16 protein-coding genes are annotated in these 20,393 nt (G+C 63.1%); 5 read left to right on the top strand and 11 right to left on the bottom strand.

Features of this window, described 5'->3' with window-relative positions; all coding sequences use genetic code 11:
- Window positions 1-75: 75 nt before the first annotated feature.
- On the top strand, window positions 76-1,176 hold the full coding sequence (locus AACY45_RS16630) for an efflux RND transporter periplasmic adaptor subunit (protein WP_339546458.1): 1,101 nt from the start codon (window positions 76-78) through the stop codon (window positions 1,174-1,176).
- Between the two features lie 6 nt (window positions 1,177-1,182).
- Complete coding sequence (locus AACY45_RS16625) at window positions 1,183-4,242, top strand: efflux RND transporter permease subunit (RefSeq protein ID WP_339546457.1); 3,060 nt, start codon at window positions 1,183-1,185, stop codon at window positions 4,240-4,242.
- 6 nt (window positions 4,243-4,248) lie between these two features.
- Here AACY45_RS16625 and AACY45_RS16620 read toward each other — a convergent pair whose 3' ends face one another.
- On the bottom strand, window positions 4,249-4,647 hold the full coding sequence (locus tag AACY45_RS16620; protein ID WP_339546456.1) for a YbaY family lipoprotein: 399 nt from the start codon (window positions 4,645-4,647) through the stop codon (window positions 4,249-4,251).
- Window positions 4,648-4,698: 51 nt separating this feature from the next.
- Window positions 4,699-7,200 (bottom strand): glycerol-3-phosphate 1-O-acyltransferase PlsB, encoded by a 2,502-nt coding sequence (gene plsB / locus AACY45_RS16615; RefSeq protein ID WP_339546455.1) that lies wholly within the window; start codon window positions 7,198-7,200, stop codon window positions 4,699-4,701.
- Between the two features lie 248 nt (window positions 7,201-7,448).
- On the opposite strand from plsB, the gene AACY45_RS16610 reads away from it, so the two are divergent.
- Complete coding sequence (locus AACY45_RS16610) at window positions 7,449-7,658, top strand: cold-shock protein (RefSeq protein ID WP_095166762.1); 210 nt, start codon at window positions 7,449-7,451, stop codon at window positions 7,656-7,658.
- A gap of 133 nt (window positions 7,659-7,791) precedes the next feature.
- Here the strand turns inward: AACY45_RS16610 and AACY45_RS16605 are convergent, their stop codons facing one another.
- The 4 genes from AACY45_RS16605 to AACY45_RS16590 form a co-directional block, all read right to left on the bottom strand.
- The gene (locus AACY45_RS16605; RefSeq protein ID WP_339546454.1) at window positions 7,792-8,169 is read right to left on the bottom strand and encodes a hypothetical protein; all 378 of its coding nucleotides are present in this window, start codon (window positions 8,167-8,169) and stop codon (window positions 7,792-7,794) included.
- Between the two features lie 86 nt (window positions 8,170-8,255).
- A complete protein-coding gene (locus AACY45_RS16600; RefSeq protein WP_339546453.1) occupies window positions 8,256-9,065 on the bottom strand; it encodes a putative RNA methyltransferase in 810 nt (269 codons plus the stop codon).
- A complete protein-coding gene (dapE, locus tag AACY45_RS16595) occupies window positions 9,065-10,216 on the bottom strand; it encodes a succinyl-diaminopimelate desuccinylase (protein ID WP_339546452.1) in 1,152 nt (383 codons plus the stop codon). The genes AACY45_RS16600 and dapE overlap by 1 nt, the downstream gene beginning before the upstream one ends.
- Before the next feature lie 198 nt (window positions 10,217-10,414).
- Window positions 10,415-13,006 (bottom strand): glycosyltransferase, encoded by a 2,592-nt coding sequence (locus tag AACY45_RS16590; RefSeq protein ID WP_339546451.1) that lies wholly within the window; start codon window positions 13,004-13,006, stop codon window positions 10,415-10,417.
- Window positions 13,007-13,225: 219 nt separating this feature from the next.
- Between AACY45_RS16590 and tcdA the strand changes: the two genes are divergently transcribed.
- Window positions 13,226-14,038 carry a tRNA cyclic N6-threonylcarbamoyladenosine(37) synthase TcdA gene (gene tcdA / locus AACY45_RS16585; RefSeq protein WP_445261191.1) on the top strand — a complete coding sequence of 271 codons (813 nt, stop codon included), beginning with the start codon at window positions 13,226-13,228 and terminating at the stop codon, window positions 14,036-14,038.
- 117 nt (window positions 14,039-14,155) lie between these two features.
- Here tcdA and AACY45_RS16580 read toward each other — a convergent pair whose 3' ends face one another.
- From AACY45_RS16580 to AACY45_RS16565, 4 genes are all read right to left on the bottom strand, one after another.
- Window positions 14,156-14,560 (bottom strand): SufE family protein, encoded by a 405-nt coding sequence (locus tag AACY45_RS16580; protein WP_339546449.1) that lies wholly within the window; start codon window positions 14,558-14,560, stop codon window positions 14,156-14,158.
- Window positions 14,557-15,762 carry an aminotransferase class V-fold PLP-dependent enzyme gene (locus tag AACY45_RS16575; RefSeq protein WP_339546448.1) on the bottom strand — a complete coding sequence of 402 codons (1,206 nt, stop codon included), beginning with the start codon at window positions 15,760-15,762 and terminating at the stop codon, window positions 14,557-14,559. The genes AACY45_RS16580 and AACY45_RS16575 overlap by 4 nt, the downstream gene beginning before the upstream one ends.
- Window positions 15,763-15,852: 90 nt before the next feature.
- Window positions 15,853-16,887 (bottom strand): 2,3,4,5-tetrahydropyridine-2,6-dicarboxylate N-succinyltransferase, encoded by a 1,035-nt coding sequence (dapD, locus tag AACY45_RS16570; protein WP_095166776.1) that lies wholly within the window; start codon window positions 16,885-16,887, stop codon window positions 15,853-15,855.
- Between the two features lie 33 nt (window positions 16,888-16,920).
- On the bottom strand, window positions 16,921-17,229 hold the full coding sequence (locus tag AACY45_RS16565) for an arsenate reductase (RefSeq protein WP_339546447.1): 309 nt from the start codon (window positions 17,227-17,229) through the stop codon (window positions 16,921-16,923).
- 289 nt (window positions 17,230-17,518) lie between these two features.
- Here AACY45_RS16565 and AACY45_RS16560 point away from each other — a divergent pair, with 289 nt between their 5' ends.
- On the top strand, window positions 17,519-19,150 hold the full coding sequence (locus AACY45_RS16560; protein ID WP_339546446.1) for a Na+/H+ antiporter: 1,632 nt from the start codon (window positions 17,519-17,521) through the stop codon (window positions 19,148-19,150).
- A gap of 7 nt (window positions 19,151-19,157) precedes the next feature.
- Here AACY45_RS16560 and dapC read toward each other — a convergent pair whose 3' ends face one another.
- Window positions 19,158-20,357, bottom strand: coding sequence for a succinyldiaminopimelate transaminase (gene dapC, locus AACY45_RS16555; RefSeq protein WP_339546445.1), 1,200 nt, complete (start codon window positions 20,355-20,357; stop codon window positions 19,158-19,160).
- Window positions 20,358-20,393 lie beyond the last annotated feature (36 nt).

Genomic DNA, 20,393 nt, shown 5'->3' with positions numbered 1-20,393 from the left:
ACTGGTGAGTTTGCTATTAATAACATACCGCCCAGTATAATTATTCCAAGCACCATTAGCGAAAGGTCGCTCACCATGTTCCGCTATGCCTTGCCCCTCGCGTTGCCAGTCAGCCTGGCGCTGTTTTTAACGGCGTGCGGTCACGAAGAGCCGGTGCAGGCCACCGTACGCCCGGCCATGGTGGTCCAGCCAGAGCCTTCGGCTCAGGCGCTGGACAGCTACCCCGGTGAAGTCCGCGCGCGTTATGAGCCGGACCTGGCGTTTCGCATCGGTGGCAAAGTCAGCCGACGACTGGTCGACGAAGGCCAACGGGTCAAGGCCAACCAGGCACTGGCCGAGCTCGACCCCGAGGACGTGCGCCTGCAACTGGACGCAGCCCGGGCCCAGGTCGCGGCGGCAGCGGCCAACCTCAACCTGGTACGCGCCGAACGCGACCGGTACAAGACCCTGATGGAGCGGCAGATGGTCAGCCGCTCGCAGTACGACAATGCCGAGAACCTCTACCGCTCCGGTGAAGCACGCCTCAAGCAAATCAAGGCGGAGTTCGACGTGGCCAGCAATCAGGCCAGCTATGCGGTGTTGCGCGCGCCCCAGGATGGGGTCGTGGCCAAGCGCGCAGTGGAAGTCGGGCAAGTGGTGGGCGCCGGGCAAACGGTCTTTACCCTGGCCACCGATGGCGAGCGTGAGGTCCTGATCAGTCTGCCGGAGCAGCATTTTGGCCGGTTCAAGGTCGGTCAGCCGGTCACGGTCGAACTCTGGACCCAACAAGGCCAGCGATTCACCGGCACGATTCGCGAGCTGTCGCCCGCCGCCGATCCCAAGTCGCGGACCTTCGCGGCGCGTATCACCTTTACCGCCGGCAAGGTCCCGGCCGAACTTGGGCAAAGCGCCCGGGTGTTCATTCAGAGCGCCGATGCCGTGGCACTCACCGTGCCGCTTTCGGCGCTCACGGCCGAGAACGGCGCCACCTACGTCTGGGTCGTGGGTGCCAACAACACCCTGAAAAAAGTCCCGGTGCGCGTCGGTGCGTTCGGCGAAAAAACCGTGCCGGTGCTGGAGGGCCTGAGCCCCGACGACTGGGTCGTGGCGGCCGGGGTGCATGTGCTTCTCGAAGGCCAGCAGGTGCGGCCGGTGGATCGCTCCAACCGCGTGGTCAATCTGGCGGCCAAGGAGTAATACCCAATGGGTTTCAATCTTTCCGCATGGGCGTTGCGCAATCGCCAGATCGTACTGTTTTTGATGATCCTTCTGGCAGTCGTGGGCACCCTGTCCTACACCAAGTTGGGGCAGAGCGAGGACCCGCCGTTCACCTTCAAGGCCATGGTGATCAAGACCAATTGGCCCGGGGCAACTGCCCAGGAAGTCTCGCGCCAGGTCACCGAACGCATTGAAAAGAAGCTGATGGAAACCGGCGAGTACGAGCGTATTGTCTCGTTTTCCCGCCCCGGCGAATCCCAGGTGACGTTCATTGCCCGGGACTCGATGCATTCGCAGCAGATCCCCGAGCTCTGGTATCAGGTACGCAAGAAGGTCAGCGACATTCGCCAGACCCTGCCCCCAGGGATTCAGGGGCCGTTCTTCAACGATGAGTTCGGCACCACCTTTGGCAACATCTACGCCCTGACCGGTGACGGTTTTGATTACGCGGTGCTCAAGGATTACGCCGACCGCATCCAGATCCAGCTGCAACGGGTCAAGGATGTCGGCAAGGTCGACCTGCTGGGGCTGCAGGACGAAAAGATCTGGATCGAACTGTCCAACGTCAAGCTCGCCACCCTGGGCTTGCCCCTGGCTGCCGTGCAGCAGGCGTTGGAAGAACAGAATGCGCTGTCCAACGCCGGCTTCTTTGAAACCAGCAGCGAGCGCTTGCAACTGCGGGTCTCGGGCAACTTCGAGACGGTGGAGCAGATCCAGCGGTTTCCGATCCGGGTCGGAGACCGGACGTTCCGGATCGCCGATGTGGCGGACGTGCGCCGGGGGTTCAACGATCCACCGGCGCCGCGCATGCGCTTCATGGGCGAGGATGCCATCGGCCTGGCGGTGGCCATGAAGGACGGCGGTGACATCCTGATCTTGGGCAAGGCCCTGGAATTGGAGTTCGAGCGCATCCAGAACAACCTGCCGGCCGGCATGCAACTGCGCAAGGTCTCGGATCAGCCGGCGGCGGTGAAAACCAGTGTCGGTGAGTTCGTGCAGGTGCTGGTCGAAGCGCTGGCGATTGTCCTGCTGGTGAGTTTTTTCTCTCTCGGCGTGCGCACCGGCATGGTGGTTGCCCTGGCGATTCCCCTGGTGCTGGCGATGACCTTTGCCTGCATGTATTACCTGGGCATCGGCCTGCACAAGATTTCCCTGGGTGCGCTGGTGCTGGCCCTGGGGCTGCTGGTGGACGACGCGATCATTGCCGTGGAAATGATGGCGATCAAAATGGAGCAGGGCTACGACCGCCTCAAGGCCGCCAGCTATGCCTGGACCAGTACCGCCTTCCCGATGCTCACCGGGACCTTGATCACCGCCGCCGGTTTCCTGCCGATCGCCACGGCGCAATCGGGCACCGGCGAATACACCCGTTCGATCTTCCAGGTGGTGACCATCGCGTTGCTGGCATCCTGGGTGGCGGCGGTGGTGTTTGTGCCGTACCTGGGCGAGAAGCTGCTGCCGGACCTGGCCAAGATTCACGCCGCCAAGCACGGCGCCGACCAGCCCGACCCCTACGGCACGCCGTTTTATCAACGGGTTCGGCGGTTGGTGGAGTGGTGCGTGCGCCGGCGCAAAACGGTGATCGCCCTGACCGTCGTGCTGTTCGTGGCCTCGGTGGTGCTGTTCCGGTTTGTCCCGCAGCAGTTCTTTCCGGCCTCCGGCCGACTGGAACTGATGGTCGACCTGAAGCTGGCCGAAGGCGCCTCGCTGAGCAATACCACTGCCGAGGTCAAGCGCCTGGAGGCATTGCTCAAGGAACACGCCGGCATCGAGAACTACGTGGCCTACATCGGCACCGGTTCGCCGCGATTCTACCTGCCGCTGGACCAGCAATTGCCGGCGGCCAGCTTTGCCCAGTTCGTGGTATTGGCCAATACCATCGAGGAGCGGGAAAGCCTGCGGACCTGGCTGATCGAGACCCTCAACGAGCAGTTCCCGGCGTTGCGCTCACGGGTCACGCGCCTGGAAAACGGCCCGCCGGTGGGTTACCCGGTGCAGTTCCGGGTGACCGGCGAACACATCGAGGAGGTGCGTGCCCTGGCCCGCAAAGTGGCGGCCAAGGTGCGTGAGAACCCCCATGTGGTCAACGTGCACCTGGATTGGGAAGAGCCGAGCAAGGTGGTGTACCTCAATGTCGATCAGGACCGGGCCCGGGCGCTGGGCGTGAGCACGGCCAATCTGTCGACGTTTTTGCAAAGCTCGCTGACCGGTTCCAGCGTCAGCCAGTACCGTGAAGACAACGAGTTGATCGAAATCCTCTTGCGCGGCACCTTGCACGAACGCAGTGAACTGTCGCTGCTGTCGAGCCTGGCGGTGCCGACGGACAACGGCAAGAGCGTGGCGCTGTCCCAGGTGGCGACCCTGGAATACGGCTTTGAAGAGGGCATCATCTGGCACCGCAACCGCTTGCCCAACGTAACGGTGCGTGCCGACATCTACGGCAAGGAACAACCGGCCACCCTGGTCAAGCAGATCCAGCCGACCCTGGAGCCGATTCGCGCCGAACTGCCCGACGGCTACCTGCTGGATGTCGGCGGCACGGTGGAAGACTCGGCCCGTGGCCAGGACTCGGTGAAGGCCGGTGTGCCGTTGTTCATCGTGGTGGTGCTGACGTTGCTGATGTTGCAACTGCGCAGCTTCTCGCGCTCCGCCATGGTGTTCCTGACGGCACCACTGGGGCTGATCGGCGTCACCCTGTTCCTGATCGTGTTTCGCCAGCCGTTCGGTTTTGTGGCGATGCTGGGCACCATCGCCCTGTCGGGGATGATCATGCGCAACTCGGTGATCCTGGTGGACCAGATCGAACAGGACATTCGGGCCGGCCTCAAGCCCTGGCAGGCGATCATCGAAGCCACGGTGCGGCGCTTCCGGCCTATCGTGCTGACGGCGCTGGCCGCCGTGCTGGCGATGATCCCGTTGTCGCGCAGCGTGTTCTTCGGCCCGATGGCCGTGGCCATCATGGGCGGTTTGATCGTCGCCACGGCCCTGACCCTGTTGTTCCTGCCGGCACTGTATGCGGCGTGGTTCAGGGTCAGGAAGGAGTAAACGGACTTAGCGCACGGCGTCGACGCGCACGTGCAGCGGCTGAGGATCCTTGCCGTCCAGTTGCACGGCGTGATGCTCGGTGGTGATGAACAGCAGCTTGCCGTCGTTTTCGATCCGCGCGCTCACCGAGTAGCGGTGGCCAGGTTCAACGTGCTGGGGGTCGTAGCTGAGGTGGAACTTCAGGGGGACCTGGCCTTGAACTGGGCCTTTCTGTTCGTCGATCACCCGGGCCGGTGCATCGGCGAGTGACACGTCCTGCAGGCTGACACTCAAGGTGGCGGTTGGTGGCAGGGCGATGCGTTGCAGGTAGAAGACCTCCCCGTCCAGGGCTACCTTGGGTTCGGAGGAGGGCGTCTGGCAGGCGGTGAGCAAGGCTGCGGCGGCGAGCAGGGTGAGTTTTTTCATCACGGATCTCCGTAGCGCGGGCGCCAGCAACAGACTGGCGCCCTGGTTCATTTAGACAGTGGGTGGCGATGCGGGTTGATCGGCGGCATCTTCACTGCGATGCAGCGCGACCTGGCGGATCGACAGGCGAATTTCCGCGGGTAACACACGTTTGGCGGCGCCTTCGGCCAATTCTCCCAGCAACTCGTGATGGCTGAGCTTGCCGGCTTCGTCGCGCCGCAGCACGTCGAGGTCGAGCAGGGTCTGGATGAAGTGGCGGAACAGGCTCTTGTCGAAGAACTCAGGGGCGTTGAGGCCGTGCAGGATCGACAGGCGCTGGGCCATGACCGTGCACAGGTCTTCCAACTCTTCGGCGCTGAGGGTGTTCTGGCCGCTGTTGAGCAGCAGCGAGATGGCCATGTAGAAGCGCTGCAGGGTCTGGGCGATGCTCTTGGACAGCAGGGTCAGCAACACGAAATGCCGCGAGCTGGGCGCAGGCCGCAGGTACACGTCATTTTCCAGGCGCAGCAGGCCTTGCTCGACAAAGGCTTCGAGCCACTGGTCGATCACCGCGTCCAGTTCGTCCAGCGTCCAGCGAATGAACAACTCCGATTGCAGGTACGGGTACAGCGCGCGGGTGTAGCGCAGGATCTGTTCGCGGTTCATCCGCGAGGCGCTCTGGAAGAAGCTGGCGAGCAGCGCCGGCAGGGCGAAGATGTGCAGCACGTTGTTGCGGTAGTAGGTCATCAGGACGGCGTTCTGCTCATCCAGATAGAGGATCTTGCCCAGCGCATCGCTTTGCTCGGACAAGAGGTCCATGTCCTTGACGTGTCCGATCAGCGCGCGGCCATCGCCTTCGGGCAAGGTGGTGTGCGGCGAGTAAGGCACGCGACGCAACAGGGCCAGGTACAGGTCCAGCACCCGCGCCATCGCCCGGTCGTCCAGTGCCAGGCGAGTGGTGGAGAGCAACGCCAGGGCCACCAGGTTGACCGGGTTGATCGCTGCCGCTTCGTTGAGGTGGCGTGCCACGCGTTCGCCCAGGCGGTTGGTGGTTTCGTTGAGCCAGGCGGGCTTGAACTGCGGGCCGAGGTCCTGGCTGCGCCAGTCCGGTTGTTCGCTGTCGAGGAACTCGGCCAGTTTGATCGGCTCGCCGAAGTTCACCGCCACTTGGCCGAAGCGCTGCTTGAGCGCGCCGATGACTTTGAAGATGTCGAAGATCGACTCTTTTTTCTTGCTCGCGCCCCGCAACTCGCCGAGGTAGGTACGGCCTTCCAGCACCCGCTCGTAGCCGATGTACACCGGCACGAAGACGATGGGCATGCGCGAGGAGCGCAGGAAGCTGCGCAGGGTGATAGCCAGCATCCCGGTCTTGGGTTGCAACATGCGCCCGGTGCGCGAGCGGCCGCCCTCGACGAAGTACTCCACCGGGAAGCCCTTGGTGAACAGGGTGTGCAGGTATTCGTTGAACACCGAGGTGTAGAGCGGGTTGCCCTTGAAGGTGCGGCGCATGAAAAACGCCCCGCCCCGACGCAGCAAGCCGCCGATCACCGGCATGTTGAGGTTGATCCCGGCCGCGATGTGCGGCGGGGTCAGGCCATTGCGAAACAGCAGGTAGGACAGCAGCAGGTAGTCGATGTGACTTCGGTGGCACGGCACGTAGATCACTTCGTGACCCTGGGCGACCTTCTGCACGCCTTCGATGTGGTTGACCTTGATCCCGTCGTAGATCTTGTTCCAGAACCAGCTCAGCACCACTTCCAGAAAGCGGATCGCGGTGTAGGTGTAGTCCGAGGCAATCTCGTTGCCGTAACGCAGGGCCTGGGCCTTGGCTTTTTCCGGCGAGATGTTCTCGCGCTCGGCTTCGTCGAGGATTGCCTGCTTGACCAGCGGCTGGTTGAGCAGGCCCTTGACCAGGTTGCGGCGGTGGGAAATGTCCGGGCCGATCACTGCGGCCTTGAGGTTGCGAAAGTGCACCCGCAGGATGCGTTGGGCCATGCGCACGGTGCGTTCGTGGCCCTTGTTGTGGTCGACCAGCTCGCGCAAGTGAATCGGCGCGGAGAATTGCACCCGGGTCTTGCGCCCCAGAATCATGATGCTCAGCAGGCGACGCAGGCGGCCGGTGACGGCCCAACTGTCGGCGAACAGCAGCTTCCATGGGCTCGATTCGCTGTCGGGCGACTGGCCCCAGAACACGCTGACTGGAATGATCTGCGCATCTTCGACGGCGTTCTGGCTCAGGGCGCTGACCAGGCGGGTCAGGGTGGGCGGTGCGCCGCGCTTGTCCTGGCGGCCGAGCCAGTCCGGCTCCGGCGTCAGGTAGAAGAATGCGGCCGGCTCCAGCAGGGTACCCACCGACACCGGTAGCACCGGACGCGGCAAGCCGGCCTTGGTGCACTCGGTGTCGAGCACGGCCAGGTCGGTCAGTGAGGGGTTTTGCAGGACGTAGAACACCGGGCGACTGCGGTCGAGGTTGAGGGTAAAGGACGACTGGTTGATCGTCTCTGAGCGGACCCAGAGGTACAACAGTCGGCGCAAGGTGCCAAACACTAGACGGCGGAGCGGGGAGCGGGTCATACGGCTTCTGCTTTGAGTTGGAAAAACCGAGCAAGCGCTCGGGGCCGCTAGTGTGCCGTATTCGTCGAAAATCGGCAAAAAGGTGGCGAAGTATTGTTGAGTTGAGAGTTTTTACGGCTGGCATATACTCGGCCAGCCGTTTGCCACTATCGACTCGGATTGTTACCCAGCGTCGAGCGGTGGCAAACGTTCTGCAGGCTTGTCCTGGAACAGGCCGACTTAATAATAAAAAATGGGAGTACTGATTGATGGCAACGCGCGAGACCGGCAACGTGAAGTGGTTCAACGACGCCAAGGGTTATGGCTTCATCCAGCGCGAGGGGGGAGCTGATGTGTTCGTGCACTACCGTGCGATCCGTGGTGAAGGCCACCGCTCGCTGGTCGAGGGCCAGCAGGTTGAATACGCCGTGGTGGACGGGCAGAAAGGGCTGCAGGCTGAGGATGTGGTAGGTTTGTAAATCCGCTCCTCGGATCACACAAAACCCGGTGGGAGCGGGCTTGCCCGCGAAAGCGGTTTGTCAGTCACATCAATGCTGGATGTGCCGCGGTCTGCGCGGGCAAGCCCGCTCCCACAGGTCTGGTGTAGGGCTGTTAAGCCGTTTTCCAGGTGATCTCTTCTTCACCGTCCGCGCTGATGCGCATCCAGCGGTCAGCTGATTCCTCACCTTCTTCCTCGACCCAGGTCCCTGGCGCGCAGCGTACTTCGACGTTCAGCGCGGCAAACGCGGCGCGGGCGCAGGCGATGTCGTCGTCCCATGGGGTCTGGTCGCTTTCCAGGTACAGGCTGTTCCACTTACCCACGGCTTTGGGCAGCCAGGTAACGGGCACGTTGCCGGCCTTGCACTTATAGGTCTGGCCTTTCTGTTCCCAATCGGTGCAAGGGCCCAGTGCAGCGCCGAGCCAGGCGGCGATGGCCTTGTAGTCGACGTCGGCGTCTTTGAGGTAAATCTCGATATCGGGTTGGCGCATGGATGTTCCTCACGGCAGGTTTCGAAAAATCCATTCGCGGATTTAGCCGGCCCCACGCCAGCGGCGGGGGCCAAAAAGTTAAAGGGTTATTGCAGTACGAAGTAATCGTAGCGCATTGACACACTGACCTCGAACGGCTCGGCCTGTTCGATCACGGCCGCCCGGCGTTCGGCGCTGGCGCGCCAGCCGTGGGGGGTCATGGCCAGCAGGTTGGCGCGATCCTGGGGTTCCACCAGGTTCAGTTTGAAGTCCAGGGTCTCGCTGTGTTGCAGGGTCATGCCTTGCGGCACCAGCGCCAGGTGCTTGTCATCGGTGTACTCACGGACTTCGTCGTACAGGCGCTCACGCAGTTCCATCAGGTGGCCGCTGGTCGGGCCGACTTTCATCAGGCCGCCGCCAGGGCTGAGCAGGCGCTTGGCCTCCTGCCAGTCGAGCGGGCTGAAGACGCTGGCCAGGAACTGGCAACTGGCATCGGCCAATGGCACCCGGGCCATGCTGGCGATCAACCAGGTCAGTTGCGGATTGCGCTTGCAGGCGCGCTTCACGGCTTCGCGGGAGATATCCAGGGCATAACCCTCGGCAGCGGGCAGGGCCGCAGCGATCTGCGCGGTGTAGTAGCCCTCGCCACAGCCGATATCCAGCCAGCGTTGTGGCGCGCGTTCGGCGGCCAATTCAGCCAGGCGCCTGGCCACCGGGGCGTAGTGCCCGGCGTTCAGGAAGTCACGACGTGCCTCGACCATGGCCTGGTTGTCGCCCGGGTCACGGCTGTTCTTGTGCTGCACCGGCAGCAGGTTCAGGTAACCCTGGCGAGCACGGTCGAAACGGTGCCCGGCCGGGCACGTCACGCCGTTGTCGACTGCGCTCAGCGGCGCGCTGCAGATAGGGCAGGCGAGCATCAGGCGAGCAACTTGATCAGGGTCTGATAGTAGATTTCGGTCAGCACATCGAGGTCGCTGGCCAGGACCCGCTCGTTGACCTGGTGGATTGTCGCGTTGACCGGGCCGAGCTCGACCACCTGGGTGCCCATGGTGGCGATAAAACGCCCGTCCGAGGTGCCGCCGCTGGTGGACGCGTGGGTATCGCGGCCGGTGATGTCCTTGATGCTCGAGGCAACGGCATCCAGCAGGGCGCCGGGTTCGGTGAGGAACGGCAGGCCGGACAGGGCCCAGTCGATGTGCCAGTCCAGGCCGTGCTTGTCGAGGATCACTGCGACCCGCTGTTGCAGGCCTTCAACGGTGGATTCGGTGGAGAAGCGGAAGTTGAACACCGCCACCAGGTCGCCGGGGATCACGTTGGTCGCGCCAGTGCCGGAGTTGACGTTGGAAATCTGGAAGCTGGTCGGCGGGAAGAAATCGTTGCCGTGGTCCCAGTGCTCGGCGGCCAGTTCGGCCAGGGCCGGGGCGGCGAGGTGGATCGGGTTCTTCGCCAGGTGCGGGTAGGCCACGTGGCCTTGCACGCCGCGCACGGTCAGCTTGGCGCCGAGGGAGCCACGGCGACCGTTCTTGACCACGTCACCGACCAGGGTGGTGCTCGACGGCTCGCCGACGATGCACCAGTCCAGGCGCTCCTGGCGCGCGGCCAGGCGTTCGACCACGGCCTTGGTGCCATGGTGCGCCGGGCCTTCCTCGTCGCTGGTGATCAGGAAGGCGACCTTGCCCTTGTGGTTCGGGTAATCGGCGACAAACCGCTCGGCCGCCACGGTCATGGCCGCCAGGCTGCCCTTCATGTCGGCTGCGCCACGCCCGCAGAGCATGCCGTGTTCGTCGATCAGCGCGTCGAACGGGTCGATCTGCCAGGCCGCCACCGGGCCGGTTGGCACTACGTCGGTGTGACCGGCGAAGCACAGGACCGGACCTTCCTGCTGGCCGTGGGTGGCCCAGAAGTTATCCACATCTTCGATGCGCATCGGCTCCAGCAGAAAACCGGCATCGCCCAGACGTTGCATCATCTGCTTCTGGCAATCGGCATCGAGCGGCGTCACGGACGGGCGACGAATCAGGTCGATGGCGAGTTGGAGGGTCGGCGAAAGGTCGGCGTGGGCCGTCATGTAAGACTCCGGAAGATCTTAATGTGGGAGTGGGCTTGCTCGCGATAGCGCAACCAGCCTCAACATAGAGGTTGAATGTGACGGACTCATCGCGAGCAAGCTCGCTCCCACAGGAATTGTGGTCAGGGCGCGCAAAATGGCGGATATCTTAAAGCAAAACGGCGACCATTGGCCGCCGTTTAGTGCATCGCTACAGATTTAGACCGCTGGTTGAGTTTCAGCCTCGGCCGAAGGTTTTGGCAGCGACGACAGGAACGCCATGACCAGCGCCGCCAGGTACGGCAGCGACTGCACCAGCAGCATGGTCACCCAGAAGCGCATGTCGTTGCTCGGCAGGCCTTGCACCAGGCAGATTCCCAGTGCTGCGCCCCACAACAGCAACATGATGAACAGCTCTTCGCGGGCCTCCGAAATGGCCACCCAGAAGCCGTGGTTGTCGGCATTTTTCGGCGTGCGGAAGAACGGAATACTGCTGGTGAAGAAACCGTACAGCACCGCCTTGGCGATGGTATGGGACAACGCCAGGCCGGCCAGCGCCGCGCAGAATGCATCCTTGAGGTTGACCCCCACCGCCCGGCGGTAAAGGAAGATGATCTTACCCACCTTGAACACGAACAGCGCCAAGGGCGGGATGGCAAAAATCAACAGCGGCGGGTCGACCCGGTGCGGCACGATGATCATCGCCGCCGACCACAACAAGGCGCCGACAGTGAAGAAGATGTTCATGCCGTCGGCCACCCACGGCAGCCAGCCCGCGAGGAAGTGGTAACGCTGGCCACGGGTCAGTTCGGTGCCCTTGCCGCGGATCAGGCTGGCGGTGTGGCGCTTGATGATCTGGATCGCACCGTAGGCCCAGCGGAAGCGCTGCTTCTTGAAGTCGATAAAGGTATCGGGCATCAGGCCCTTGCCGTAGCTGTCGTGGTAGTACGCCGCTGACAGGCCTTTCTCGAATACCCGCAAGCCCAGTTCGGCGTCTTCGCAGATGCACCAGTCGGCCCAGCCGAGCTCTTCGAGCACGCTACGGCGGGTCATGGTCATGGTGCCGTGCTGGATGATCGCATCGCGGTCGTTGCGCGTGACCATGCCGATATGAAAGAAACCTTTGTATTCGGCGTAGCAGAGCTTCTTGAAGGTGCTTTCGTTCTGGTCGCGATAGTCCTGCGGCGACTGCACGATGGCGATTTTCGGATCGGCAAAGTGCGGCACCATGTGCTTGAGCCAGTTGGGGTGTACGCAGTAGTCGGAGTCGATCACCGCGATCACTTCGGCGTCCTTGGCGGTGTGCGGCAGCAGGTAGTTCAGCGCGCCGCCCTTGAATCCGGCCAGGGGCGCGACGTGGAAGAATTTGAAGCGCGGGCCCAGGGTTGCACAGTAATCGCGCACCGGCTCCCAGACGGCCGGGTCCTTGGTGTTGTTGTCGATGATCAGGACTTCAAAGTCCGGATAGTCGAGGTTGGCCAGGGCATTGAGGGTCTGTTTGACCATCTCCGGCGGCTCGTTGTAGCAGGGCACGTGAATCGACACTTTGGGGCGGTAGCTCGAATCGCCCTCGATCGGCAGGAACTCGCGCCGACGCTTGTGAATCCACACCGCCTCGGCCAATTCATGGGCCTCGGTGAGCAGCACGATAAATACCCCCAGGGCACCGAGGGCGAGCAGGAAACCCACCGTCAGGCTGAACCAGGTGCTGTATTGCTGGCTGTAGTCGTAGCCGATCCACACCAGCACCGAACCGCAGAGGAACGCGATGAAGGTCAGGAAGGTCCGACCACGCTGGCGCAGGGCCGAGCCGTCGATCATCAACAGGGTCAGGGACAGTAGCGCCAGGACCACGGAACCGATGGCCAGCACGCGCCATTGGGGAATCGCGACCACCGGGCCTTCAAAGTTGAATTTCTGCTGGCGCGCAGCGTTGAACACGCCCCAGTAGGCGCCCACCGAGCCTTCGTCGCTGGCTTTCCATGGCTGATCGAAGGCTTCGATCACGAAGTAGTTGAAGCCCTGGCGGTTGAGCTTGTTGACCAGTGTGCGCAGGTAAATCGCCTGGTCAGCCGGGGTGGCATCGGCACCGCCGCGCATGCGGCCGTTGCTCGGCCAGCCCACTTCGGAGAGCAGCAGGGGCTTTTTCGGGAACATTTTCTTCAGGTCGCGGGCGCGATCCAGGACGAACTGACCTGCCTGATCCACCGGTATGAATTCCCAGTAGGGCAGGACGTGGGCGGCGATCAGGTCGACGTGCTTGGCCAGCATCGGGTTTTCTTCCCAGACGTGCCATTGCTCGGAGGTGGTCACCGGGACTTTGACCGCGGCACGCACCCGATCGAGGATCACGCTGAGCTGTTCGGCGGTGATTTCCTTGCGGAAAATCGCTTCGTTGCCGACCACCACCCGCACCACGCTGCGCGAGGTGTTGGCAATCTCGATGGCACGCAGGATTTCGCGTTCGTTGCGTTCCAGGTCCGGGCTGATCCAGATGCCCAGGGTCACGCGCAGGCCGAACTCTTCCGCCAGCTTGGGAATATCCCCCAGGGTGCCGTCGACGGAGTAGGTGCGGATGTTGTCGGTCAGCTTGCTCATGATTTCCAGGTCACGACGCATTTGTTCGTCGGACGGAAACTGGTTTTTCTGCGGGAACTGGCCTTGTTGGAACGGCGAGTAGGAAAAACCGGAGATCTGCTCTGGCCAGTTGGGGGTCGTGACCGGGCGGTTGATCAGCGCCCAGAAACCGGTGAACAGCGCGGCGATCGCCAGCACTACCACCAGGTTGAGTCCAAATTTACGCGATGACATAGCTATTTCGGGTTCCAAAGGGTGCGGAACGAGGGGGCGGTCGGCTTACGGCCAAAGGGCGCGCATCCTACACTGGGCCTTCACTGACCGTACAGCGGATAGGGAAATGCCTGGCATTGGGCAATCGACTTTCACATTAGTTCTTACACTTGTAGCCAGAAGGTTAAAACTTGTCGGCCCGTGGCCCTATAATGCGCGCCGGTTTTTAGGGGGGTGGTCATGAGTACAGAAGATCCGCGGTTTGCTGGCATCGCCCGCTTGTATGGCATTGAAGGCCTGGCACGGTTGCGCGCGGCCCACGTAGCGATAGTCGGCGTCGGTGGCGTCGGTTCCTGGGCGGCGGAAGCCATCGCCCGTTGCGGGGTGGGCGAGATATCCCTGTTCGACCTTGACGACGTCTGTGTGAGCAACGCCAATCGGCAGTTGCACGCCTTGGACAGCACGGTGGGCAAACCCAAGGTCGAGGTCATGGCCGAGCGCCTGCGCGGGATCAATCCCGAGTGCAAGGTGCACGCGGTGGCGGACTTCGTGACCCGCGAGACCATGGCCGAGTACATCACGCCGCAGATCGACTGCGTGATTGACTGCATCGACAGCGTCAACGCCAAGGCCGCGCTGATCGCCTGGTGCAAGCGCCGCAAGATCCAGATCATCACCACCGGCGGCGCCGGCGGGCAGATCGACCCGACGCTGATCCAGGTCTGCGACCTGAACCGCACCTTCAACGACCCGCTGGCCTCAAAGGTGCGCTCGACCCTGCGTCGCGACTACAACTTCTCCCGCACCGTGACCCGCCACTACAGCGTGCCGTGCGTGTTCTCCACCGAACAGCTGCGCTACCCCAAACCCGATGGCAGCATCTGCCTGCAGAAGAGTTTTGTCGGCGACGGCGTCAAGCTGGACTGCGCCGGGGGCTTTGGCGCAGTGATGATGGTGACCGCGACCTTCGGCATGGTGGCGGCGACCAAGGCGGTGGACAAGATTGTGGCGGGTGTGCGGCGGCCGGCGGACAAGGTCAAGCCTCAGGCTTAATGGTCGACTCTGATGGCCTTATCGCCGAGCAGACGGAGCGCCGGCCGGCTCTCTCCCGTAGTGGATCTGTGGCGAGTACAAATCCCCTTGTGGGAGCGAGCCTGCTCGCGATGGCGATTAACCCGCCAACTCATTCATCCGCTGCAACACCGCATTCAAGCCATTGCTGCGGGACGGTGAGAGCTGGCGGCTGAGGCCCAGTTGGTTGAACCAGTCGGGTAAATCCACCTGTTGCAGGTCTTGCGCGGACAAGCCGTTGACCCGCGCCAGCAGCAAGGCCACCAGCCCGCGGATCAAGCGCGCATCGCTGCTCGCGGCAAACTGCCAGTGGCCGTCGTGCAACTTGCCCACCAGCCACACCTGGCTTTCACAGCCGTGTACGCGGTGGGTTTCGGTTTTGTCGGCCTCACTCAAGGGCGGCAGGCGGTCGCCCCATTGCATCAGCAGGCGGGCCCGTTGTTCCCAGCCGGCGGCGGCCTGGAAGGTGTGCAGGGCGTTGACGGCTTCGGCGGGCAGGTTCATCGCAACAGTTCCAGGGCTTGGTCCAGGGCTTCGAAGAAGCGTTCAAGGTCTTCGGAGTCGTTGTACAGCGCCAGTGACACACGAATAGCCCCGGCCAGTTCGAAGCGCTTGAGCAATGGCATGGCGCAGTGATGACCGGCGCGCACGGCAATCCCCTGTTCGGTGAGCAGGTGGGCCAAGTCAGCGTTGTGCACGCCCTCGACGACAAAGCTGGCCAGTGCCAGTTGGGGTTTGCCCAGTAGCCGGATGCCATTGCGCGCCTGCAGCCCCTTGAGCAAGTAGTCATGCAACGCCGCTTCGTGGGCCGACACCGCGTCCTGGTCCAGGCCCGCCAGGTAGTCGAGGGTCGCGCCCAGGCCAATCACGCTGGCAATCGGCGGGGTCCCGGCTTCATAGCCCAGGGGGGCGGGGCGAAACCGGGCGTCGTGGTAGTTGGCGTCCAGCACCATCTCGCCACCGAACTGCCAGGGGCGCAATTGCTCCAGGGCGGCGTTGCGGCCAAACACCACCCCCAGGCCATCGGGCCCGTAGAGTTTGTGGCTGGAGAACACATAGAAGTCGCAGCCCAGCGCCTGCACGTCGTGCCGGCCGTGGACCACGCCCTGGGCGCCATCGATCACGGTCAAGGCGTTATGGGCCTGTGCCAGGGTCAGCAGCGGCTCTAATGGCTGCCAGGCCCCCAGCACGTTGGACAGCTGGCTGACGGCCAGCAACCGGGTGCGGGGGCCGATCAGTCCGGCGGCGGCCTGCAGGTCGATCACGCCGTCGGCGTCCAGTGGCAGTATCACCAGGTTCAGCTCGCGACGTTTGGCCAGTTGTTGCCAGGGCAGCAGGTTGGCGTGGTGTTCCAGGGCGCTGATGACGATCTCATCGCCCGGGAGGAAAAGGTGTTCCAGGCCATAGGCCAGGAGGTTCAGCGCGGAGGTTGCGCCGTGGGTGAAGATGATTTGCCCGCAGGTGCCGGCATTGAGCCAGTGCGCAACTTTGCTGCGGCTGTCTTCGAACGCTTGCGTGGCATGGGCGCCGGGCAGGTGTTGCGCCCGATGGACGTTGGCCGCGCCATTGGCGTAGTAGTGCGCCAGCGCGTCGAGCAGGGCTTGGGGTTTCTGGGTGGTGGCGGCGTTGTCCAGGTAGGTCTGGTCTTGCCGTTGCAGGGCGGCGATGGCCGGGAAGTCGGCGCGCCAGGGTGAGGAAATCATCATGCTATCGGGCCCTAGTGAACATGGGCGGGCATATGCCAGGCCCCTGTAGGAGCGAGCGGGCTCGTTCCTACAGGTGAACTCGTGTGACGCTTAGTTGTGGGCGTGCAGCGCTTCGTTCAGTTCGATGGCCGACTTGTGGGTCTTGCATTCCACGGCGCCGGTCTGTGAATTGCGGCGGAACAGCAGGTCGGACTGACCGGCCAGCTCACGAGCCTTGACCACTTTGACCAGTTGGTTGTTTTCATCCAGCAGGGCCACTTTGGTCCCGGCGGTGACGTACAGGCCCGACTCGACGGTGTTGCGGTCGCCCAACGGGATGCCGATACCGGCGTTGGCGCCGATCAGGCAGCCTTCGCCGACCTTGATCACGATGTTGCCGCCGCCCGACAGGGTGCCCATGGTGGAGCAGCCGCCGCCCAGGTCCGAACCCTTGCCGACAAAGACACCGGCCGACACGCGGCCTTCGATCATGCCCGGGCCTTCGGTGCCGGCGTTGAAGTTGACGAAACCTTCGTGCATCACGGTGGTGCCTTCGCCCACGTACGCACCCAGGCGGATCCGCGAGGCGTCAGCGATACGCACGCCCGCCGGTACCACGTAGTCGGTCATTTTCGGGAACTTGTCCACCGAGAACACTTCCAGCAGTTCGCCACGCAGGCGGGCTTCGAGTTGATGCTCGGCCAACTCGCCAAGGTCGATGGCGCCTTGGCTGGTCCAGGCGACGTTGGGCAGCAGCGGGAAGATCCCGGCCAGGTTCAGGCCGTGTGGCTTGACCAGGCGATGGGACAGCAGGTGCAGCTTGAGGTAGGCCTCTGGGGTGGAGCTCAGTTGTGCGTCTTCGGCCAGCAGGGTGGCGACCAGCGGTTTGTGGCTTTCCGCCAGGCGGGTCAGCAGGGCGGCCTGGGTGGCATCGATCGCCTTTACGGCTTCGGCCAGTTGCGCGGCCTGGGCGGTAGTGAAAGCGATGGCCTGGTTGCCTTCGGTGTAGCCAAGGATCGGGGCAACGGCGGCGATCAATTCGGCCGATGGGTTGAGCAGGGGTTGGGCGTAGAACACTTCCAGCCATGTGCCTTGACGATTCTGGGTACCAACACCAAAGGCCACGCTGAACAGGGTAGTGGACATGCAATTACCTCTAACAAAATTGAACGGGCTGCCTTACTTGAGTGCGGCCGCGTAGATATCTGGCTTGAAGCCAATCAGGGTTCGGTCACCGAGATCGAGCACCGGGCGCTTGATCATCGAGGGTTGTGCGAGCATCAGTTCGATAGCTTTCGCCTGGTCGAGATCGGCTTTGCGTTCGTCGTCGAGTTTGCGAAAGGTCGTGCCTGCACGGTTGAGCACCACTTGCCAGCCGTGCTCGTTGCACCACTGGGTCAGGTGCTCACGGTCGATTCCGGCCGTCTTGTAATCGTGGAAATCAAAGCCGACAGCGTTTTCATCGAGCCAGGTGCGCGCCTTTTTCATGGTGTCGCAGGCTTTGATGCCGAAAAGGTGCAACGTTTTGCTTGAAGCGGTCAAGGAATTGCCCCCCTTTGGAGGTGCTGGAACTAAAAGGTGAAGGATTATGCCATGACCGAGGGGGTTCGGCGTCGGCGTCGACGGGCATAAAACGATTGTGCGACAGGTTAACGGGTCAGGTGCGACCTTTGTGCAAAGGTCGAAGGATAGCTTAAGCGTCTAATATGGCACTTCAACGGCAACTTGTTGCCTGATGTGTGCTGCTGCACGTCGACTGTCCGGGAACTGTTGTTTTATGCAAACCGCTTATACCGTCCTCATCCTGCTGATGCTGGTCAGTGTCTCGCGGCTGGTGGGTCGGGTGATTCCACTGCCATTGCCGCTGGTGCAGATCGCCGCCGGGGCGCTGCTCGCGTGGCCGACGCTGGGGCTGCATGTGGCACTCAATCCCGAGCTGTTCCTGTTTCTGTTTCTGCCCCCGCTGCTGTTCTCTGATGGCTGGCGCATGCCCAAGCGGGAGCTGTGGAAGTTGCGCGGGCCGATTCTGACCCTGGCGGTGGGGCTGGTGTTGTTCACTGTGGTCGGGGCGGGCTACTTCATTCATTGGCTGGTGCCGAGCATTCCGTTGCCGGTGGCCTTCGCGCTGGCGGCGGTGTTGTCGCCGACCGACGCCGTGGCGGTCTCGGCGATTTCCCAGAACCGCTTGCCCACGCCCTTGATGCACATGCTGCAGGGCGAGGCCCTGATGAATGATGCCTCGGGCCTGGTGACCTTCAAGTTTGCCCTGGCGGCTGCCATTACCGGGGCGTTTTCCCTGGCCAATGCCAGCCTGACCTTTGTCCTGGTGGCCATTGGCGGGCTGTTGGTGGGTGTGGCCCTGAGCTGGCTGGTCGGGCGCCTGCGGGCCTGGATGATCGCCCGCAGTTGGGACGATCCGGCGACCCACGTGGTGTTCATGTTGCTGCTGCCGTTTGCCGCCTATGTGCTGGCCGAACGCTTGGGTGTCTCGGGCATTCTGTCGGCGGTGGCGGCGGGGATGATGCAGAGCTGGCTTGACCTGCTGCCGCGCCAGACCAGTACCCGGCTGCTCAATCGCAGTGTCTGGTCGCTGCTGGAGTTTGCCTTCAATGGCCTGATTTTCCTGCTGTTGGGCCTGCAATTGCCGGACATCATCAAGGCTGTGGTCAGTCACGAAACCTCGCTGTGGCCGACCCTGTTTTATCGTTGCCTGGATGTGGTGGCGATTTTCCTGGCCTTGGTGATGCTGCGGTTCATCTGGGTGCAGAGCATCTGGCGCTTGTCGGTGCTGTTGCGGCGATGGCGCGGTAAAGGCGAGCTGACCCAGGTGCCGACCGCCCGTTCCTGCTGGCTGTTGACGGTCGGTGGCGTGCGCGGGGCGGTGACGTTGGCGGGTGTGATGTCGGTGCCGATGCTGATGGGCACCGAGGCGTTTCCTGAGCGCGACCTGCTGATCTTCATTGCTGCCGGGGTGATCCTGTTGTCGCTGGTGACGGCCTGCATCGCCTTGCCCTTGCTGTTGCGCGGTCTGCCGACGAGTCCGGACGACAAGCGCCGGCAAGAGGTGCGCGACGCCTGGCGCAAGACCGCCGAGGCGGCGATTCACGCCTTGGAGGCCGAGGAGGCCAATCCACAGGATGCCGCGCAGGCTGCACTGGCGGCGGAGCTCAAGGCGCGGATCATGTCCGAGTACCGGCACCAGTTGGAGGTCTTCAACGATTCCGCGGAAGCCCAGGCCCTGGCGTTTCAGATGGACTTGCTGGAGCGGCGCTTGCGTCTGAACGCGCTGCGGGCCCAGCGTCTGGAGTTATACCGGCTCAGTCGCCATCACCAGATTGGTGATGACGTGCTGCGCGAGGTACTGGCCGACCTCGACTTGAGCGAGGCCAACCTGGGGCAGGTGAAGTAGCGCCGGGTTACTGGCGGCGCTGGATGAAGGCGCGGATCCGCTCGGCGGCTTCCACGCATTCGGCCAGGGGCGCAACCAGGGCCAGGCGCACGCGGCCGGCACCCGGGTTGAAGCCGTCGACTTCGCGCGACAGATAAGAGCCCGGCACTACCGTCACGTGCTCCTCGACATACAGGTCGCGACAGAAGGCGGCATCGTCGCCGCCGACGTTCGGCCACAGGTAGAAGCTGCCATCCGGACGCTGGACGTCGAGTACCGGGCTGAGGATCGCCAGCACCGCATCGAACTTCTCGCGGTACAGGGTGCGGTTGGCGCGCACGTGCTCTTCATCGTTCCAGGCGGCCACGCTGGCCAGTTGGGCTTGGACCGGCATGGCGCAGCCGTGGTAGGTGCGATACAGCAGGAAGCCCTTGAGGATCTCGGCATCGCCGGCCACGAAACCCGAGCGCAGGCCCGGCAGGTTGGAACGCTTGGACAGGCTGTGGAACACCACGCAGCGCTTGAAATCCTGGCGGCCCAGCTCCACGCAGGCACTGAGCAGGCCAGGTGGTGGGGTTTGCTCGTCGAAGTACAGTTCGCTGTAGCACTCGTCGGCGGCAATCACGAAGTCGTATTCGTCAGCCAGGGCGATCAGCTTTTTCAGGGTGTCCACCGGGATCAATGCACCGGTCGGGTTGCCGGGTGAGCACAGGAACAGGATCTGGCAGCGTTTCCAGATGTCGGGCGATACGGCGTCGAAATCCGGGTTGAAGCCGTTTTTGTCCAGGCACGGCAGGTAATGCGGCTTGGCCCCGGCAAGGAACGCGGCGCCTTCGTAGATCTGGTAGAACGGGTTCGGGCTGACCACCAGCGCGTCGTCGCCACGGTTGACCACCGTCTGGGTGAAGGCGAACAGCGCCTCACGGGTGCCATTGACCGGCAGCACGTTGCGCGCCGGATCAATCCAGCCGGCGGGGACGTTGAAGCGCCGCTCGCACCAGCCCGCGATGGCTTCGCGCAAGGCCGGGATCCCGAGGGTAGTCGGGTAAACGGCCATCTGCTCCAGATTGCTGGACAGGGCTTGGGCGACGAAGCTTGGCGAGCGGTGTTTCGGCTCGCCGATGGACAGGGCGATCGGGCGCTTGTCCGGGTTGGGCGTGACAGCACCGAGCAGGGCGCGAAGCTTTTCGAACGGGTAGGGCTGGAGCTGGTTCAGAGCGTTGTTCATCGGTGAGTCTCGATGGCGACATTAAATGAATGCAAT

The organism is Pseudomonas sp. RA_35y_Pfl2_P32, from assembly GCF_963970735.1.
GTDB lineage: Bacteria > Pseudomonadota > Gammaproteobacteria > Pseudomonadales > Pseudomonadaceae > Aquipseudomonas.
Note: the sequence above shows the minus strand (reverse complement) of the source record. Positions and strands in the feature narration are given on the sequence as shown.

Bases quoted from the DNA above. Each gene is read 5' to 3' on its own strand.
- AACY45_RS16580 (WP_339546449.1), bottom strand. From the start codon at position 14,560: ATGAACCTGCCCGCCGAAGCCGTCAACGCCCTGCACACCTTCCAGGCC.
- dapE (WP_339546452.1), bottom strand. From the start codon at position 10,216: ATGACGGCCCACGCCGACCTTTCGCCGACCCTCCAACTCGCCATCGAC.
- dapC (WP_339546445.1), bottom strand. From the start codon at position 20,357: ATGAACAACGCTCTGAACCAGCTCCAGCCCTACCCGTTCGAAAAGCTT.
- AACY45_RS16610 (WP_095166762.1), top strand. From the start codon at position 7,449: ATGGCAACGCGCGAGACCGGCAACGTGAAGTGGTTCAACGACGCCAAG.
- dapD (WP_095166776.1), bottom strand. From the start codon at position 16,887: ATGTCCACTACCCTGTTCAGCGTGGCCTTTGGTGTTGGTACCCAGAAT.
- AACY45_RS16620 (WP_339546456.1), bottom strand. From the start codon at position 4,647: ATGAAAAAACTCACCCTGCTCGCCGCCGCAGCCTTGCTCACCGCCTGC.
- AACY45_RS16600 (WP_339546453.1), bottom strand. From the start codon at position 9,065: ATGCTCGCCTGCCCTATCTGCAGCGCGCCGCTGAGCGCAGTCGACAAC.
- AACY45_RS16630 (WP_339546458.1), top strand. From the start codon at position 76: ATGTTCCGCTATGCCTTGCCCCTCGCGTTGCCAGTCAGCCTGGCGCTG.
- tcdA (WP_445261191.1), top strand. From the start codon at position 13,226: ATGAGTACAGAAGATCCGCGGTTTGCTGGCATCGCCCGCTTGTATGGC.
- AACY45_RS16560 (WP_339546446.1), top strand. From the start codon at position 17,519: ATGCAAACCGCTTATACCGTCCTCATCCTGCTGATGCTGGTCAGTGTC.
- AACY45_RS16625 (WP_339546457.1), top strand. From the start codon at position 1,183: ATGGGTTTCAATCTTTCCGCATGGGCGTTGCGCAATCGCCAGATCGTA.
- AACY45_RS16590 (WP_339546451.1), bottom strand. From the start codon at position 13,006: ATGTCATCGCGTAAATTTGGACTCAACCTGGTGGTAGTGCTGGCGATC.
- AACY45_RS16575 (WP_339546448.1), bottom strand. From the start codon at position 15,762: ATGATGATTTCCTCACCCTGGCGCGCCGACTTCCCGGCCATCGCCGCC.
- AACY45_RS16565 (WP_339546447.1), bottom strand. From the start codon at position 17,229: ATGAAAAAGGCGCGCACCTGGCTCGATGAAAACGCTGTCGGCTTTGAT.
- AACY45_RS16605 (WP_339546454.1), bottom strand. From the start codon at position 8,169: ATGCGCCAACCCGATATCGAGATTTACCTCAAAGACGCCGACGTCGAC.
- plsB (WP_339546455.1), bottom strand. From the start codon at position 7,200: ATGACCCGCTCCCCGCTCCGCCGTCTAGTGTTTGGCACCTTGCGCCGA.